Annotated in this window: 14 protein-coding genes; 6 read left to right on the top strand and 8 right to left on the bottom strand. The window is 74.0% G+C overall.

The window, feature by feature from the left end; genetic code table 11:
• Positions 1 to 36 precede the first annotated feature (36 nt).
• Positions 37 to 1,530, bottom strand: a complete 1,494-nt coding sequence (locus ACIPYS_RS16550; RefSeq protein ID WP_093859244.1) for an MFS transporter — start codon at positions 1,528 to 1,530, stop codon at positions 37 to 39.
• 143 nt (positions 1,531 to 1,673) lie between these two features.
• Between ACIPYS_RS16550 and ACIPYS_RS16545 the strand changes: the two genes are divergently transcribed.
• A complete protein-coding gene (locus ACIPYS_RS16545; RefSeq protein WP_093859243.1) occupies positions 1,674 to 2,381 on the top strand; it encodes a TetR/AcrR family transcriptional regulator in 708 nt (235 codons plus the stop codon).
• A gap of 130 nt (positions 2,382 to 2,511) precedes the next feature.
• On the opposite strand, the gene ACIPYS_RS16540 is transcribed toward ACIPYS_RS16545, so the two are convergent.
• The 3 genes from ACIPYS_RS16540 to ACIPYS_RS16530 all read right to left on the bottom strand — a co-directional run bounded on the left by ACIPYS_RS16540 (position 2,512) and on the right by ACIPYS_RS16530 (position 5,753).
• Positions 2,512 to 3,480, bottom strand: a complete 969-nt coding sequence (locus tag ACIPYS_RS16540) for a cytochrome c oxidase assembly protein (protein WP_093859242.1) — start codon at positions 3,478 to 3,480, stop codon at positions 2,512 to 2,514.
• Between the two features lie 141 nt (positions 3,481 to 3,621).
• Positions 3,622 to 4,437, bottom strand: a complete 816-nt coding sequence (locus ACIPYS_RS16535) for an alpha/beta fold hydrolase (RefSeq protein WP_400746791.1) — start codon at positions 4,435 to 4,437, stop codon at positions 3,622 to 3,624.
• A 161-nt stretch (positions 4,438 to 4,598) separates the two neighbouring features.
• Positions 4,599 to 5,753 (bottom strand): helix-turn-helix domain-containing protein, encoded by a 1,155-nt coding sequence (locus ACIPYS_RS16530; RefSeq protein WP_400746789.1) that lies wholly within the window; start codon positions 5,751 to 5,753, stop codon positions 4,599 to 4,601.
• A gap of 144 nt (positions 5,754 to 5,897) precedes the next feature.
• On the opposite strand from ACIPYS_RS16530, the gene ACIPYS_RS16525 reads away from it, so the two are divergent.
• The 3 genes from ACIPYS_RS16525 (at position 5,898) to ACIPYS_RS16515 (ending at position 8,704) form a co-directional block, all read left to right on the top strand.
• Positions 5,898 to 6,890: an FUSC family protein gene (locus ACIPYS_RS16525; RefSeq protein WP_107452490.1), complete on the top strand. Its 993-nt coding sequence runs from the start codon at positions 5,898 to 5,900 to the stop codon at positions 6,888 to 6,890.
• Positions 6,891 to 6,947: 57 nt separating this feature from the next.
• Entirely contained in the window at positions 6,948 to 7,754 is an 807-nt protein-coding gene (locus ACIPYS_RS16520; RefSeq protein ID WP_400746787.1) for an alpha/beta fold hydrolase, read from the top strand.
• Between the two features lie 107 nt (positions 7,755 to 7,861).
• Positions 7,862 to 8,704, top strand: a complete 843-nt coding sequence (locus ACIPYS_RS16515; RefSeq protein ID WP_400746785.1) for an alpha/beta fold hydrolase — start codon at positions 7,862 to 7,864, stop codon at positions 8,702 to 8,704.
• 141 nt (positions 8,705 to 8,845) lie between these two features.
• On the opposite strand, the gene ACIPYS_RS16510 is transcribed toward ACIPYS_RS16515, so the two are convergent.
• The 4 genes from ACIPYS_RS16510 to ACIPYS_RS16495 all read right to left on the bottom strand — a co-directional run bounded on the left by ACIPYS_RS16510 (position 8,846) and on the right by ACIPYS_RS16495 (position 14,436).
• On the bottom strand, positions 8,846 to 10,024 hold the full coding sequence (locus ACIPYS_RS16510; RefSeq protein ID WP_400746784.1) for an alpha-hydroxy-acid oxidizing protein: 1,179 nt from the start codon (positions 10,022 to 10,024) through the stop codon (positions 8,846 to 8,848).
• Between the two features lie 218 nt (positions 10,025 to 10,242).
• Positions 10,243 to 12,942: a class IV lanthionine synthetase LanL gene (lanL, locus tag ACIPYS_RS16505; RefSeq protein WP_400746782.1), complete on the bottom strand. Its 2,700-nt coding sequence runs from the start codon at positions 12,940 to 12,942 to the stop codon at positions 10,243 to 10,245.
• Positions 12,943 to 12,944: 2 nt separating this feature from the next.
• Complete coding sequence (locus ACIPYS_RS16500; protein WP_173862011.1) at positions 12,945 to 13,121, bottom strand: SflA family class IV lanthipeptide; 177 nt, start codon at positions 13,119 to 13,121, stop codon at positions 12,945 to 12,947.
• Positions 13,122 to 13,434: 313 nt separating this feature from the next.
• On the bottom strand, positions 13,435 to 14,436 hold the full coding sequence (locus ACIPYS_RS16495; protein WP_400746779.1) for a 2-hydroxyacid dehydrogenase: 1,002 nt from the start codon (positions 14,434 to 14,436) through the stop codon (positions 13,435 to 13,437).
• A 314-nt stretch (positions 14,437 to 14,750) separates the two neighbouring features.
• On the opposite strand from ACIPYS_RS16495, the gene ACIPYS_RS16490 reads away from it, so the two are divergent.
• Positions 14,751 to 15,173: a tyrosinase cofactor gene (locus ACIPYS_RS16490; RefSeq protein ID WP_400746776.1), complete on the top strand. Its 423-nt coding sequence runs from the start codon at positions 14,751 to 14,753 to the stop codon at positions 15,171 to 15,173.
• 53 nt (positions 15,174 to 15,226) lie between these two features.
• The gene (locus ACIPYS_RS16485) at positions 15,227 to 16,054 is read left to right on the top strand and encodes a tyrosinase family protein (RefSeq protein ID WP_093859232.1); all 828 of its coding nucleotides are present in this window, start codon (positions 15,227 to 15,229) and stop codon (positions 16,052 to 16,054) included.
• Positions 16,055 to 16,100: the final 46 nt, after the last annotated feature.

Below are 16,100 nucleotides of genomic sequence, written 5' to 3'. Positions count from 1 at the left end.
CCCCGGGGCCTCCCGGCGTTCCCCCCGCAGGGGCGTTCAGTGCCCCTCGCCGTCCGGACGGGCCTGCCGGGGGAGCAGGAAGGCGATCACGAAGGCCGCGGCGAGCAGCGCGGCGACGAGTCCGTAGGTCAGCCCGGCCGCGTGCCCGAACCCCTCGGTGGGGGCCCAGCCGAAGAACGCGGTGCCGAGCAGGGCGACGCCCATCGAGCCGCCGAGCTGCTGCTGGGCGTTGAGGACGCCGGACGCGGAGCCGGTCTCGGACTCCTCGACCCCCGCGAGCGCGATGTCGAAGAACGGCGCCATGATCAGGCCGAGACCGAGGCCGGCCACGGCGAGTCCCGGTGCCAGCTGCCAGGAGCCGAGGCCGGTGGCCCCGTCCACGGTGGCCCACAGGCCGAGCGCGCCCGCGGCGGCCAGCACCATGCCGAGGTGCAGCACCCGGCGGCCGTACCGGGGGGCGAGCAGGGCACCGGAGAGCACGGCTCCGACGACCACGCCGATCGAGAGCGGGATCATCGACAGCCCGGCGTGCAGCGGTGTCCAGCCGAGACCGAGCTGGAGGTGGAGGGTGAAGACCAGCATCAGGCCGGAGAGGGCGGCGAAGAAGACCAGCCCGGTGGCGAGCGCCGAGACGAAGGCCCGCTTCCCGAAGAGCGAGGGCTCGATCAGCGGGGTGCCGCCGCGGCGCAGGACGCCGCGCTGCTGGACGGTGAAGAGCCAGGCCGTCGGTACCGAGGCGGCCATCGAGAGGAAGGTCCACAGCGGCCAGCCGAGCTCCCGGCCCTGCACCAGCGGGTAGACCAGCAGCAGGACGGCCAGCCCGAGCACCAGCACACCGACCGGGTCGACCCTGCCGGTGCCGGTGCCGGTGCCGGTGCCGGTGGCGGCGCTGGTGGTGCGGTTGGTGGTGGTGCGGTCGCCGGGCAGGATCCGCCCGGCGGCGAGGACGGTGAGCAGGCCCACCGGCAGGTTGATCAGGAAGACCGCCCGCCAGCCGAGGCCGAACCAGTCGGCCCCGGTGAGGTAGCCGCCGAGGGTCGGGCCGAGCACCGAGGAGAGTCCCAGGACCGGGCCGAACAGGCCGAAGGCGGTGCCGAGCTCCTTGGGCGGGAACATCGCCTTGATCAGCCCGAGCCCCTGCGGGATGAGCAGTGCCGCGAACAGGCCCTGCACGGTGCGGGCGGCGACCAGGGTGCCGGCACCGGGCGCGGCCGCGCAGAGCGCCGAGGCGAGGGTGAAGCCGGTCGCGCCGAGGACGAACAGGCGCTTGCGGCCGAAGAGGTCGCCGAGCCGGCCGCCGGTGATCAGCAGGACGGCGAAGGCGAGCGTGTAGGACGCGGTGATCCATTGGATCTGGGCGTCACTGCCGCCGAGGTCCTCCCGGACGGCGGGGGCGGCGACGCCGACGATGGTGGTGTCGAGGAGGTCCATCACCTCGGCGGCGAGGACGACGGCGAGTCCCGCCCAGCGCAGCCGGTAGCCGGTGGACGGCTTTCCGACGGGCGCGGGTGGGGCGATCTGACTGGTCATGGGGAGGTCTCCGGAGCGAGAGCCAGCGACGAACGACGTTCGTCATAACGAACACTGTTTTTCTGAACGAACAGTGTTCTCCCATGGAACGGTGTTCGTGTCAAGTACTGTGGGTCCTGTCACCGACCCACGAAGGAGCCCCCATGACCAGTGCCGCCCCGCGCTCCGGCTGGCCCGAGCACTGGCAGGACAGGGAGCGGGCACCCCGGCGGCAGCCGCTGAGCCGGGAGCGGATCGTCGAGGCGGCGCTGCGGATCGTCGACACCGAGGGCATGGACGCCCTGAGCATGCGCCGCGTCGGCCAGGAGCTCGGCACCGGCGCGGCCAGCCTCTACGCCCACGTGGGCTCCAAGGAGGAGCTGGTCGAGCTGGTCCTCGACCTCGCCTACGCCGGCATCGAGCTGGAGGAGGCCGACCCGGCCCGCTGGGAGGAGCAGATCAAGGGCCTGCTGCGGCGCTCCCGCGAGGCACTGCTCTCGCACCGGGACCTGGCCAAGGCCGCCGTGGTCGCGAACGTCCCGGTCACCCCGCACGCGATGGACATCGCCGAGACGATGCTCGCCATGCTGCGGGCCGGCGGGCTGGACGAGCAGACGGCCGCCTACGGGGTCGACCTGCTGGGCCTCTACACCACCGCGACCGCCTTCGAGGCGTCCACCCGGGGCGGAGGCAACACCGAGGAGTTCACCGAGCGGATCCGCGACTACTTCGCGACCGTCCCGACCGGGCGCTACCCGATGATCACCTCGATGGCCGCCGCGCTCACCCGCAACGTCGGCGACGAGCGGTTCGAGTTCGGCCTGGACATCCTGGTCGCGGGTCTCGCCCGGCAGGTCCCGCGCCAGGCCTGAGGCCGTCCCCGGGTGCGACGGAGCCCCCGTCCCCGGGTACGACGCAGCCCCCGTCCGCGGTCGGACGGGGGCTCGTCGGTGGTTCTTGGTCGGTGGGCCAGGTCGGCCAGGTCGGCCCGGTCGGGCCGGATCAGCCGGCGTCGGCCGCCGGCCGCCGGTTGCGCTGGTCCAGCGAGGCCAGGTAGGCGTTGTACGCCGCCAGCTCGGCGTCACCGCTGCGGTCCTCGGCGCGGTCCCGGCGGCGCGAGAGCCGCTCCTCCGAGCGCATCCACTGGTAGACCAGCGCGATCAGCACGATCGCGGTCGGGATCTCGCCGAACGCCCAGGTGATGCCGCCGGCCAGCTTCTGGTCCGCCAGCAGGTCGGTGCCGGGAGGCGCCCCCTCGGCGGTGAAGGTCTTGACCAGCTGGTGGTTGGCCATCATCACCGCGACACCGAAGAAGGCGTGGAACGGCATGCCCATGAACAGCTCGATGATCCGCATCACGTGGCCGGACCGGTTCGGGCCCGGGTCCACGCCCATGATCGGCCAGAAGAAGGCGAGCCCGGTCGCCAGGAAGTGGACCATCATGAAGATGTGCCCGAGCCGGTACTCCATGAGGAAGTCGAACAGCGGGGTGAAGTAGACCCCGTACAGGCTCGCGATGAACAGCGGGATGGTGAACGCCGGGTGCGAGATCACCTTCACGTAGGTGCTGTGCAGCAGTGCCACCAGCAACTCGCGCGGCCCGCGCGGACGCCCCTTCCCGGCCGGCCGCAGCGCGCGCAGGGCCAGCGTGATCGGCGCCCCGAGCAGCAGCAGGATCGGCGACAGCATGGAGAGCACCATGTGCTGCATCATGTGCGCGCTGAACAGGACCATGCCGTAGTCGTTCAGCCCGCTGCAGGTGACCAGGATCACCGAGCCGATGCCCAGCACCCAGGCCACCGTGCGCCCGACCGGCCAGCCGTCCCCGCGCCGCCGCAGCCGCACCACGCCGAGGAGGTACAGCGCGAGCCCGGCCAGGGCGGCGGCCAGGAACACCCAGTCCGGGGACCAGGTGAGCACATTGGAGAACGAGAACGGTCCTAGCTCGGTCATCCCGCCGTGGTGGTGCATGCCTGACATTCCGTCGCCCATCGGCGGGTCCTGCTTTCCGTCCTCGCGGCCCCTGGGTGGGTCCGGTTCGCCCGTTTTGCTTCGTCGTACAGCCTAGGCGGGCCTTACCCGGGGCCTCCGTCCGGGGTCAGCCGTCCGGGGTCAGCCGTCCGCGCGCGTCGAACCGGCGAAGGCCACCAGCCGTTCGGCCACGGCCTCCGGCTGGTCGACGTGGGCGGTGTGCCCGGCGCCCTCGAAGACGGTCCACCCGGCCCGCGGGTTGAGCGCCGCGGTGGCCTCCGCGTGCGCCGCCGGCCAGAACTGGCTCTCCGCGCCCGCGGTGATCAGCACCGGGACCTCGGCCCGGGCGACGACGTCGCGCCAGTCCTGGCGCGAGTGGTCCAGCAGCAGCGGATAGGTGTCGGGCGTGATCAGGCTCTCGGCACCGCGCCCGCCGGCCGCCCTGATCGCGGCGTCCAGCCCGGCCGGGTCGGGCCAGTCCCGGCCGTGGCCGGTGGCGAAGGCCGCCGGCGAGCCGAAGAAGGTGCCGAGGTTCTCCTCCGTGAGGCCGTAGAAGCCGTAGGGCCAGTCCGGGGAGTTGACCATCCTCGGGGACTGGTCGACGGTGGCGACCCCGGCGAGCCGGCCGGTGCCGAACAGGCTGACGTACGCCCAGATGGTGCTCGCCCCCATGGACTGGCCGATCGCGACCACCCCGCGCAGGTCGAGGGCGGTGACCAGGTCGTCCAGGTCCTTGCCGTGCCGGGACATCCGCTGCCCCCAGGACGGCCGGTCGGACTGCCCCTGCCAGCGGCGGTCCAGCGAGATCACCCGGTACCCGGCGGCGCGCAGCGGGGCCCACTGCAGCGCCCAGTCGTCGGCGGGCGCGCCGTACCCGGGCACGAGCAGGACCGGCTGTCCGTCGCCCTCGTCGTAGTAGTGGAGCGAGACGCCGTCGTTGGTGGTGATCCTGGGCACGGGGGGCTCCTGACCGGGTTCGGGGCATGGACCGGTCCATCGTCGCGGCGGGCGCCGGGCGCACCGGGCAGGCGCGGACGGGCCTCACCCGCCCGGCGTACCGGGCACGGTCGTCCGGTCGCCCCGGTGCTCCGGCCCCGGCCTTCCGGCGGGGCGCCGCCTCAGTGCTCCCCGCCGGTCCGCCCGTTCACCGCCTCCAGGTGCCGAACCGCCCACCACAGGGACAGCGCGTCCTCGGTGCGGGCCGGGTCCAGGCCGGTGGCGGCGGTCAGCGCGCGCAGCCGGTAGCGCAGGGTGTTGGGGTGGACGAACAGCGCGGCCGCGGCCTGCTCCGCGTTGGCGTCGGCGGCCAGGTAGGCGTCCACGGTACGCACCAGGGTGGCCCGGCGGTCGCCGGAGGTGTGCCCGAAGCACCGCTCGACCAGCTGCCCGCCGACCGCCGGAAGGGTCAGCACCGCCAGGTGGAGCGGTAGTTCCCCGGTCCGCACCGGGCGGTCCAGGCCGAACGCCACGGCCAGTTCGTCGCACCGCTCGGCCTCGGCCAGCGACTCGCGCAGCCTCGCCAGCGGCCGGGCCGCCCCCAGGCCGGACGGTACGGCGACCCGGTCCGGCAGTGGGCGGGCGGTCAGGCCGACCACCCGGTCGGTCCCGGGTTCGGCCAGCAGGGCGACCGTGTACGGGCGCAGCTCCCGCTCCACGACCGCGATCGTCCGGCCCGCACCGGGCCGGGCGTGGCACACGTGGTACTCGCTGCGCAGATCGAGGCCGAGCGCGGCGGCGGCGGTGGCCAGGTAGTCGGTGGGCAGGTCCCCGGTGAGCAACTGGCGCAGCAGCAGGGTGCGGTGCTCCTGCGCGGCGGTCGCCTCCGCCAGGTCGCGTTCCCGGTGTCCCTGGACCACGGCGGCGGACAACCGGTCGCAGCAGTCCCAGAAGTCGCGGGCGAGTTCCAGCCCGGCCTGCTGGGCGTCGACGCGGCGGATCTGCAGGTAGAGGGCGTCGAAGGCGCGGCGGGTGGTCAGCCGGAAGGCCTCCAGGAGGGGTTCCAGACCGATGCCCTGCTCGGCACGCAGCGCCCCGAAGGCGGCGAACGCCGCCCGCTCCCCGGCGGTGGCGTCGCGTCCCTCGCGCAGCATCGCCAGGACCGGTGCCAGGACGGCGAGCAGGTCGCCGCGCACCCGGCCGGTGTCGTGCCCGTGGTAGGCCGGGATCTCGCGGACCACGGTGGCCGCCGCCGCGGTCGCGATGTCGTCGGGGGACACATCCGCCAGGACGCGCCTGCGCTCCTCGGCCACGGTCGACCCGGTTCCTTTGTTCACACGGACAATTCTGGCCCCGTCGACGCTGTGCCGCGCACCATGGCCGCCGAGCCGGCCGCGGGGCACCGTGGAGACCGGGAGCCGGATCCCGTTCCGCCCGGATCCGTCCCGCCCGAGCCCCGTCCAGCCCAGGAGCCGTCCGCCATGCCTCGCCCCGACCGTCCCGCCGCCGCCCCGCCCGGGCGACGGATCCCGTGGGACCGGACGGTGCGCAGTGCGGTCGCGATCACCGCGGCCCTGCTCGGCGCGCACGCGCTGGCGGGTGCCGCCGGGGTGCCGGTGGCCGTGGCCGGCGCGGTGTGCAGCGTCAACGGCGACCACAGCGGTCCGGTGCGCGAGCGCGCGGTCCGGTTCGCCGCGATCCTGGTCGGCGGGTCCGCCGGTCTGCTCCTCGGCCGTACCGCGCCCACGCCGGGCTGGGGCCAGGCCCTGTGCATGGTGCTGGCCGCCCTTGCCGCCGCGGTCGTCGGCTTCGCCCGGCCCGCCGACCAGCTGTTCGGCCTCAAGCTGATGGTGCTGACCGCCATCGGCATGGGCATGGGCGCCGGTCCGACGTCCGTCCGGACCGTCGCCCTCTACGGACTCGGCTGCGCGCCGATGGGTCTGCTTCTCGTCCTCGCCCGCCTGCGCGGCCGCCCCGCCGCCGGCACCACGGACCGCCCGGCACGGGCGGTCCGGTCCGGTCCGGCCCGCCGGGACGCCGTCCTGCGGCTGCCGCTGTGCGTCGGGACCGCCGCGGTCCTCGCCGAGCTGCTCCGGCCCGAGCACGCCTTCTGGCTGCCGCTCACCGCGGCCCTGGCCTTCCGTCCGGCCGACGCCTCGGTGCTGCGCCGGGTCGGCGACCGGGTGGCCGGCACGGTCCTGGGAGTCCTGGGCGCCGCGCTGGCGGCCCGCACGCTGTCCGGCTGGACGCTGGTCCTGCTCGCCGTCCTGGTGGGCGCGGTCCTCCCCGGGGCCACCGACCGCTCCTACGCCCTGCACACAGCGCTGGCGAGCGTCGTCGTCCTGGTGCTCGCCGTCCCCGGTCCGCCCTCGGACGGCCGGGTGATCACCGCCCGGCTGGTCGACACCCTCCTCGCCTGCGGGGTCGCCGTCGCCGTCGGTCACCCCTGGCGGCGGAGGCCCGCCGCCCACTGACCCCCCTTCGTACTCCTCTTCCGACATCCCCGCCCCGACACCCTCCCGGAGGCCGCCGTGCCCAGGTTCGTCACGAGCGACAACACCGCCCTGCACTACTACGACGAGGGCACCGGCCGACCGGTCGTGCTGATCGCCGGCTACGGGGCGCCCGCCGACAGCTGGGCGATGCAGTGGGCCGCCCTGCGCGCGGCCGGACACCGGGTGATCTCCCTGGACCGGCGCTGGCACGGGCAGTCCGACCGGCCGGCGGGCGGGCAGCGCATCGCCCGGCACGGCACGGACCTGCACGAGTTCCTCACCGGGCTGGACCTCGACGACGTCACCGCGGTCGGCGCGTCGATGGGCGCGAGCACCGTCTGGTCGTACGTCAGCCTGTTCGGTGGCGAGCGGCTCGCCGGGATCGTCACGCTCGACCAGACCCCGCGGATGGTCAACGGCCCCGACTGGCCGTACGGCTTCCACGGGCTGACCACCGAGAACCTGGGCACCTTCTTCCTGCGGCCTGACGCCGTCGCGACCGGCCGCGGCCGCGCGTGGCCCGACCCGGTGGCCGTCGACGCGGGGATCAGACGGGCCGGGGGGCGTGGCATGAGCCGGCTCATCACCGACGACACCTACCCGCTGCTGTTCGACCACGCCTGCCAGGACTGGCGGGACGTCGTGGCCGGCCTCACCGTGCCCGCCCTGATCGCCGCCGGTGCCGACAGCCAGTTCTGGTCGAGCGAGCACGCCGGTGCCACCGCGGCCCTCAGTCCGCTGGCCCGCGCCGCGGTCGTCCCCGGGGCCGGCCACCCCGTCCACCTGGACCGCCCCGACGCGGTCGCCCGGCTGATCGTCGAATTCGCCGCCACGACCGGCTGAGCCCGGCGGTTCCTCGTCCGCACCTTCCTACCCCCGCCCGGCCCGAGGCTCCCGCCACGGGCCGGGCGGCCGTACGTCTCCACCACCCTCGACACCTGGAGCCCCCTTTGTTCACCCTCCCCAGCCCCGGCGGCATCCGCCTCCATGTCCGGACCTGGGCCCCCGACGGCCCGCCCCGCGCCGTCGTCCAGATCGCCCACGGCATGGGTGAGCACAGCGGCCGCTACGCGCGCCTGGCCGAGGCCCTCACCGTGACGGGCTGCGCCGTCTACGCGGGCGATCACCGCGGCCACGGCCTGACCATGCACGCGGGGCGCGGCCGGCTCGGGCCGGACGGCTGGAACGAGCTCGTGGGCGACCTCGCCCGGATCACCGCCGTCGTCGAACGCCGCCACCCCGGACTCCCCGTCGTGCTGCTCGGCCACAGCCTGGGATCGTTCGCGGCCCAGCAGTACACCCTCGACCACGCCGCACGGCTGTCCGGCCTCGCACTGTTCGGCACCACCGCGCTGGACCACCTGGCCCGGAGCCTCACCGGGACCGGGCCAGAGATGCTCGCGGCCCTCAACGAGCCGTTCCGGCCCGCCCGCACGCCGGCCGACTGGCTCAGCCGCGACCCGGACGCCGTCGACGCCTACCTCGCCGACCCGCTGTGCGGATTCGCCCTGGACGCCGCCGGGCTGGCGGGGCTGACCGCCGCCGCACCCCGGCTCACCGACCCCTCCTGGGTCCGCCCCGACCTGCCGGTCGCGGTCTTCGCGGGGGAGGACGACCCGCTCGTGGCCGGTCTGGTGCCCGCGGACCTGGTCGCCCGCCGCTACCGGCACGTGGGATTCACCGACGTGGTCCACCACAGCTATCCCGGTGCCCGTCACGAGCTGCTGCACGAGACCAACCACGGGGAGGTCACCGCCGACCTGGTGGCCTGGCTGGCCAGGGTGACCGGCTGAGGTCCCGGGACGGGGAGACGGAGAGCCGCAGATGCGGCGCACGGCGGAAGGCCCGGCCTCCCGAACCCTGTGCGGGTTCGGGGGGCCGGGCCTTCCGCCGGTTGTGCGTGAGCCGGCCGTGAGCCGGCCGGACGGCGCGGGTCAGAGCCGGCGCAGCGCGCCCTCGGCCCGGAGGTCGGCGAGCGTCGGGTAACCGTCCACGGCCATGATCAGGTCGGCCTCGGCGAGCAGCGAGCGCAGCACGTGCACGACGCCGTCGACGCCGCCGACGGCGAGACCGTAGGCGTACGGCCGGCCGACGGCGACGGCCGTGGCGCCGAGGGCGAGCGCCTTGACCACGTCCGCGCCGGTCCGCACGCCGGAGTCGAACAGCACCGGCATCCCGTCGGCGGCCTCGACCACACCGGGCAGGGCCTCCAGGGCCGGCAGCCCGCCGTTGGCCTGCCGGCCGCCGTGGTTGGAGCAGTAGACGCCGTCCACGCCGCCGTCCTTGGCCCGGCGGACGTCCTCCGGCGCGCAGATGCCCTTCAGGACGATCGGGAGGTCGGTGATCGACCGCAGCCACGGAAGATCGTCCCAGGTGAGCGGGTTGCCGAAGACGTTGATCCACTCGCGGACGGCGCCCCGGGGGTCCTCCTCGGGCGACTTGGCGAGACGCGCCCGGAACACCGGGTCGGAGGTGTAGTTGGCCAGCGCGTGGCCGCGCAGCTGGGGGAAGTTGCTGGTACTGAGGTCACGCGGGCGCCAGCCGGTCAGCCAGGTGTCCAGGGTGACCACGATGCCCTGGAAACCGGCGGCCTCCGCCCGGTGCACGAGGCTCTCCGCCAGGGCGCGGTCGGTCGGGGTGTACAGCTGGAAGAACCCGGGGGTGTCGCCGAACTCCGCGGCCACCTCCTCCAGCGGGTCGACGGTCAGCGTCGAGGCGATCATCGGAACACCGCTGCGCGCGGCGGCGCGCGCGGTGGCCAGGTCGCCGTGACCGTCCTGCGCGCAGAGGCCGATCACCCCGACCGGGGCCATCAGCAGCGGCGACGGGAGCTCGAGCCCGAACAGGTTCACGGACAGGTCGCGCCCGGTCGCGCCGACCATCATCCGCGGCACCAGGCCCCAGCGCTCGAACGCCGACACGTTCGCCCGCTGGGTGGACTCGTCCCCGGCGCCACCCGCGACGTAGGAGAGCACCGACGGCGGCAGCGCGGCCTGCGCGCGGGCCTCCAGCTCGGGGAAGGTCATCGGCATCGTCGGCTGCACCCCGAAGAGACCGTCGAAGTAGATCTCGTTCTGGTAGTCCCCGTACTGCCCGCGGGAGTTGACGTCCATGGTGTTCGCCGTCCTTCCAGACGCCGGCCGCCCGGGACCGTCCCGGGCGCGGCACCTCCCACCGTGCCGCCCGGCCGGCCCGCGGACCATGGCGCGGGCGCCAAGAAGGCCGGCCGCCGGACTGTCGCCACGGACAGGACCCGGTCGGCCGGCGTCGCGCGGGCCGAGGGTGTTCCCGCCGCGGGCACGCACGGACCGGCACCTCGCGGCCCGGGATGTCAGCCGATCAGGCCGAGCCGCGGGCCGCCCTGCCGGTGCAGGCGGCGGAGGAACGCGAGCACACCGGCGGAACCGCCGGCCCAGCCCGCGCTCGCCGCGGCCAGGTTCGCGTCCGGGAAGACCGGACGGGACCGGGGGCCGCCGCTGCGGGTCAGGACGATCGCCGCGACGGTCCCGGCCGCCTCCCAGTACTCCTCGGAGCCGGTCGCCAGGGCCACGTCCACCATCAGGTCGCCGACCCCCGACAGCCCGCAGCACTGCGTGACCAGCGGCATCCGCGGCGCCAGCACGGCGCAGGTGCGCGCGGCCCGCTCGGCGAGGACGAGGTGCTGCGGCTCGCCCAGCCGGTCGGCGGCCCGGACCAGCACGGCCCCGATCCCCGCCAGCCCGCGGCACCAGGAGCCGTAGCGTCGCGTCGCGGCCGGTGCGGTCGCCGCCGCGACGATGTCCGTGGTGACGGCCGCCAGACGCGCGCACGCCAGCCGGGCCCTGGCGGTCGCCCCGGGATCCCCGGTCGCCGCGGCGTACTCCGCCAGGAAGTACGCGACACCCGCCGTGCCGTGGGCCAGGCCCTCCCGCAGTGCGGCGTCACCGGCCCGTTCGACGGTCGGGGGCGTCAGCCGGGCCCGGTCGTCGGCCAGCATCCGGTCGCACTCGGCGGCGACGGCGAGGTGCCGGTCGGCCAGGCCGGGATCGCCCGCTTCGCGCGCCTGACGTGCGAGCAGCAGGCGGCCGACGCCGATGCCGGCGACACCCTCGATCATGTCCGCTTCCGGCGGTCCGCCGTCCGGGCCCCGGGCGGGCAGCGTGGCGTGGTCGACCGGTTCGTCGGCACGCGGCGCCCGCGCGCTGCCGACCGGGCCCGCTTCCGCCGCCGCGAGGAACAGCTCGACGCCGGTGCGGCCCGTGTAGAAGCCCGTGGACCGGCTCCGGGTCTGCTGCGCCGTCCACAGCGCCAGGGCGTCCACGGCTTCGCGCACCTCGGGCCGGTCCGCGTGGCGCAGCAGTTCCAGTCCGAGTCCCGAGCTGCCGGCGTAGACGTCGACCGGGGTCGGGACGTCCGCACGGGCGGCGAGCGCCGGATCCACGATCCTGCGTGCCTCGTCGACGCAGAACGCCGTCGTGTGCTCGACGATCTCCGCGAGCAGTCCGGCGTCGGGCCGCAGGCGCTGCGGACCCCCGGACGTCCTGCGCGTCTCCCGGGCGGCGGGTGCGGCGGGTGCGGCGGGTGCGGCGGGTGCGGCGGGCGCCGCGAGCGCTGCGGGCGTGGCCGGTGCTGCGGGGGCCCCGGGTGCCCCGGTCCTCGAGGCGCGGAGCCGTTCGGCGCCGGCCCCGCGCACGGCGGGGGCGAGGCTCGTCAACTCCTCGATCACCGTCCGGATCCACCGGTGCCGGTCGTCCGGGAGGACCCATGCCAGGCCCGCCAGGGTGCGCTCCCGGTTGACCCCGGCGTCCGCATCGACGATCACCGGGTCGAGACCGGTGGCGGCGAAGTGCAGGGTCGCGCCCAGGGCGTAGTAGTCGTCGACGGTCTCGGCGGGTCCGGCCGCACGCCGAACCGGCGCGCTGTACCCGGGAGTTGCGCCGTCCTGGCCGACGCCGTGCAGTTCGCCGATCCCGAAGTCGATCAACCGGCACCGGCCGGTGGCGTCGAGTACGACGTTGTCGGGCTTCAGATCGCGGACGACCACGCCCCGTTCGTGGACCTCGTCGAGGACGGACAGCAATCCGAGGGCCAGTTCGCGCAGCCCGCGCGGGGGTCCGGCGTCCCCGTAGGGTCCCTGGTCCCGGACGTCCCGTCGCAGGTTCCGGTCGCCGCAGTCGGTCAGCACCAGGTACTCGTCGGCCTCGTGGCCGAAGTAGTCCAGTGCGCGCGGTACCCCGGTGACGCCGTCGAGCGCGGTGAGGACGGTGCGTTCGTGGCGCAGTCGGTCCCGGGTGTCGGCACCCGATTCGTCCTCGGCCACGAAGGCCCTGGCCTGCTTGACCACCACCGAAGCCCCGGTGACCCGGTCGAGGGCCCGGTAGACATTGCCCCCGGGCTTGCGCGCGATGCCGCCGGTGATCCGGTAGCGTCCACCGCCCATGCCGGTCGCGGGCGTCGACGTGCCGGACGCGGGCGTCGACGGCTCGCCGCCGGCCCCGGACGCGCTCACGTTCCGCCGCCGGCCGGCGAAGGGGTCCTCGGCCCACGGGGGGCACCGGTAGGAGCCGGTGGCGAGTCCGTCGAAGACCCGGCCGTCCGGCCCGACCATGACCGACTCCAACCGTCCGCCGCGGCCGGTGCGGTAGCTGCCCGTGAAGGGGCCGTAACGGTAGTAGACCGGGGCCCGAGGGTCGACCCGTCGGTCGCTGACGACCTGCGGGCCCTCCAGGCCGTCCAGGACGGAGACGAGCTCCTCGGCGAGTTCGAGTACGACACCCGTCGCCGGGTAGACCGTGATCGCCTTGCCGACCACCCCCGCGCTCGCCGTGCCGGAGTTGATCTCGCGCAGGACCTGCGGGCTCCGGGCGGACTTCGCGTGGCAGACGAACCGCTCCAGCACCGGAAGCACGAGACCGGTCAGGGCCTCGAGCCCGTCGGGGCGGGCCGAGATGTGGAGCTTCCAGCCGTGGTCCATCGCAGGCATTCGCGGGTCGTTGAGATACGACCACCTGTGGTCCGACCACCCGCTGCGGCCGGCGATGGACCAGAGCACCCCTAGTCCCCGCAGGCGAAGCGGGTGGTGGCGGTCACCCAGGGGTCCGCCAGGCAGGCGGTGGCGCCGTGGTCGCTGCGGTCGTCGTCCTCGAACACGATGGCCTCGTCGTCGACCACCAGCGGGCCGGCGTTGCGGAATTCGTCGACCTTCGGGAGTTCGATCATGGCTACGGGCATGTGACGCCTCCAAGTCCTGTGCGTGGGTGAGGGCGCGGGTCGCGACCGCTGCGGACCGGCGGCCTGCTGGGCTGCGGTCCTGATCCACGAAGGTAGGGAGGAAGGGTGTCTCTGACAAGAGGTCAGGAAGTGCCAACTTTACAGCGTTTTCACAGATAGGAAGGCTTTGTTGTCCTCGAACACTTTGGTCGGCGGGTCGGCGGGTCGGCGGGTCGGCGGGTCGGCGGGTCGGCGGGTCGGCGTGACGGCGTGACGGCGTGACGGCGTGACGGCGTGACGGCGTGACGGGTGTGAGGAGTGCCAGCCCCGGGCGTCAGCCGGCGTCGCGGGGCACGAGGGTGTTCCCGTTGGTGCGGCCGTTGGCGAAGTCGTCGACGTTCTGGACGGTGGTGTCGATGATCTGGCCGACGGCGGTGCGGGTGAAGTACGCCTGGTGGCTGGTGACGAGGACCTGGGGGAAGGTGACGAGGCGGGCGAGGGTGTCGTCGGTGATGCCCTCGATGGAGCGGTCGGTGAAGAAGACGCCGGTCTCCTCCTCGTAGACGTCGAGGCCGACGCCGGAGAGGCGGCCGGCGCGCAGGGTCTCGACCAGGGCGGCGGCGTCGACGAGGCCGCCGCGGCTGGAGTTGACGAGGATGGCGTCGTCCTTCAACCGGGCGAGCGCGGCGGCGTCGATCAGGTGGTGGGTGGACGGCAGCAGGGGGACGTGCAGGCTGACGAGGTCGGCGCGGGAGAGGAGTTCGGGCAGTTCGGTGTAGGTCATGCCGAGGTCGCGGCAGGCGGGGTTCTCGGCGATGTCCCAGCCGAGGAGGTGGGTGCCGAATCCGGCCGCGATGCGGGCGAAGCACTCGCCGATCTTGCCGGTGCCGATGACGCCGACGGTCATGCCGTGGATGTCGCGGCCGAGCAGGCCGTCGAGGCGGAAGTCGAACTCGCGGGAGCGGTTGGCGGCCCGGGTGAGGCGGCGGTTGACGGCCAGGGCCAGGGTCCAGGCGTGTTCGGCGACCGCGTACGGGCTGTAGTGGGAGACCCGGGCGACGGTCAGGCCGAGGTCGGCGGCGGCGTCGAGGTCGATGTTGTTGAAGCCGGTGGAGCGCTGGGCGATCAGCTTCGTGCCGCCGGCGGCGAGGACGGCGAGGGTGGCGGCGTCGAGTTCGGCGTTGACGCTGCTGCTGACGACCGGGTGGCCGGCCGCGAGCGGGGCGGTGTCGCGGTTGAGGAAGACGGACAGGCAGCGCAGCGCGTGCCGGCCCGCGAAGGCCTTCTCCAGCAGCGGTCGCTCGTCGGCCTGCACGCCGTACGCGAGGATCTCCATCGCCTGGTCCCTCCGGGGGTTCGTCTGGTTCGTCCGGTCCGTTGCGGCCCTCCGGTCACGCTAGCCGCAACCCGTGGGGGCGGCCGGGTGCGCCCCGCCGGGTGCGACCGCTGCGTGTTCGGCAGGTGACAGAAAATGACCGAATTTATACGCAACCCTATGCACCCCCGCCGATCGGCTGTTCCGTAGGTCAAAAAGCATTGCGACCATCGAAACGGGTGATTCGATCAAGGAATCACCTTCGTTTAACGGTTAACCAACCGTTCGTGAACAGTGCCCGAACCACAGTCCCGGGCACCTGAGGGGGTATCACCATGTCCGAAGACACCCAGGCCACGGAGCTGACGCGCCGACGGATGCTCCAGGGGGCCGCGGCCGCCCTGACCGTCGCCACCGGCACCGTCGTGATCGGTCTCGCGGGTCCGGGCGGCGGCGCCGCCACCGCCGCCGACCCGGGCGCGTCCGACAGCTTCGACGAGGTCTTCCAGGGCCGGCGGATCCAGGGCCGCCCGGCCGCCGGGGGGAGCCACCACCACGGCGGCGGCACCGGCATCGGCGGGGGCACCGGCTACGAGGTGCGGATCGACGGCGACGAGCTGCACATGATGCGCAACGCCGACGGCACCTGGATCAGCGTCGTCAACCACTACCAGACCTTCGCGACGCCGCGCGCGCTCGCCCGGGCCGCCGTCAATGACCTCCAGGGCGCGACGCTCGTCCCGGTCGTCACCGTCTGATTCCGGCCACTCGCCCACCGCGACCGACCACCACCACAAGAGGGGGGACTCACATGGGAGTCCGCAAGAACCAGGCGACCCTGACGTCCCAGGAGAAGCGCGCGTTCGTGAACGCCGTGCTGGCGCTCAAGGCCAACGGCGGCTACGACCCGTTCGTCACCACGCACAACCAGTTCATCCTCAGCGACGTCGACAACGGCGAGCGCACCGGGCACCGCTCGCCCTCCTTCCTGCCCTGGCACCGCCAGTACCTGCTGGAGTTCGAGCGGGCGCTGCAGGCGATCGACCCGAGCGTCAACCTCCCGTACTGGGACTGGACCGCGGACCGCACGGCCACCGCCGGCATCTGGGGCGCCGACTTCATGGGCGGCAACGGCCGCAGCAGCGACGGTCAGGTGACCACCGGCCCGTTCGCCTTCTCGGGCGGCAACTGGCGGCTCAACGTCAACACCGACAGCCGCACCTACCTGCGCCGCCAGCTCGGCACCGGGGTGGCCCAACTGCCCAGCCGCACCGACACCGAGTCGGTGCTCGCCATCACCACCTACGACGCCGCGCCCTGGAACAGCTCCTCCTCCGGCTTCCGCAACAACCTGGAGGGGTGGCGCGGGGTCAACCTGCACAACCGGGTGCACGTCTGGGTGGGCGGTCAGATGGCCACCGGCATGTCGCCCAACGACCCGGTGTTCTGGCTGCACCACTGTTTCGTCGACAAGCTCTGGTCCGAGTGGCAGAAGCGCAACCCCGGCCAGACCTATCTGCCGACGGCCGGCACGCCCGACGTGATCGACCTCAACGACCGGATGAAGCCGTGGAACACGGTCACCCCGGCCGATCTGCTCGACCACAGCGGCAAGTACACCTACGACACCGGTTTCTGACCGGCCGGTCCGCCGGTCCGGTTCCGCTCCCGGCGGGGCAGTCGCC

The organism is Kitasatospora sp. NPDC089913, assembly GCF_044748625.1.
In the GTDB taxonomy this organism is placed as follows: Bacteria; Actinomycetota; Actinomycetes; order Streptomycetales; family Streptomycetaceae; genus Kitasatospora.
Note: the sequence above shows the minus strand (reverse complement) of the source record. Positions and strands in the feature narration are given on the sequence as shown.

What these genes read in the sequence shown, in the direction of transcription:
- ACIPYS_RS16550 (WP_093859244.1), bottom strand. Translation starts at nt 1,530, where the DNA reads ATGACCAGTCAGATCGCCCCACCCGCGCCCGTCGGAAAGCCGTCCACC.
- ACIPYS_RS16545 (WP_093859243.1), top strand. Translation starts at nt 1,674, where the DNA reads ATGACCAGTGCCGCCCCGCGCTCCGGCTGGCCCGAGCACTGGCAGGAC.
- ACIPYS_RS16540 (WP_093859242.1), bottom strand. Translation starts at nt 3,480, where the DNA reads ATGCACCACCACGGCGGGATGACCGAGCTAGGACCGTTCTCGTTCTCC.
- ACIPYS_RS16525 (WP_107452490.1), top strand. Translation starts at nt 5,898, where the DNA reads ATGCCTCGCCCCGACCGTCCCGCCGCCGCCCCGCCCGGGCGACGGATC.
- ACIPYS_RS16510 (WP_400746784.1), bottom strand. Translation starts at nt 10,024, where the DNA reads ATGGACGTCAACTCCCGCGGGCAGTACGGGGACTACCAGAACGAGATC.
- ACIPYS_RS16500 (WP_173862011.1), bottom strand. Translation starts at nt 13,121, where the DNA reads ATGCCCGTAGCCATGATCGAACTCCCGAAGGTCGACGAATTCCGCAAC.
- ACIPYS_RS16495 (WP_400746779.1), bottom strand. Translation starts at nt 14,436, where the DNA reads ATGGAGATCCTCGCGTACGGCGTGCAGGCCGACGAGCGACCGCTGCTG.
- ACIPYS_RS16490 (WP_400746776.1), top strand. Translation starts at nt 14,751, where the DNA reads ATGTCCGAAGACACCCAGGCCACGGAGCTGACGCGCCGACGGATGCTC.
- ACIPYS_RS16485 (WP_093859232.1), top strand. Translation starts at nt 15,227, where the DNA reads ATGGGAGTCCGCAAGAACCAGGCGACCCTGACGTCCCAGGAGAAGCGC.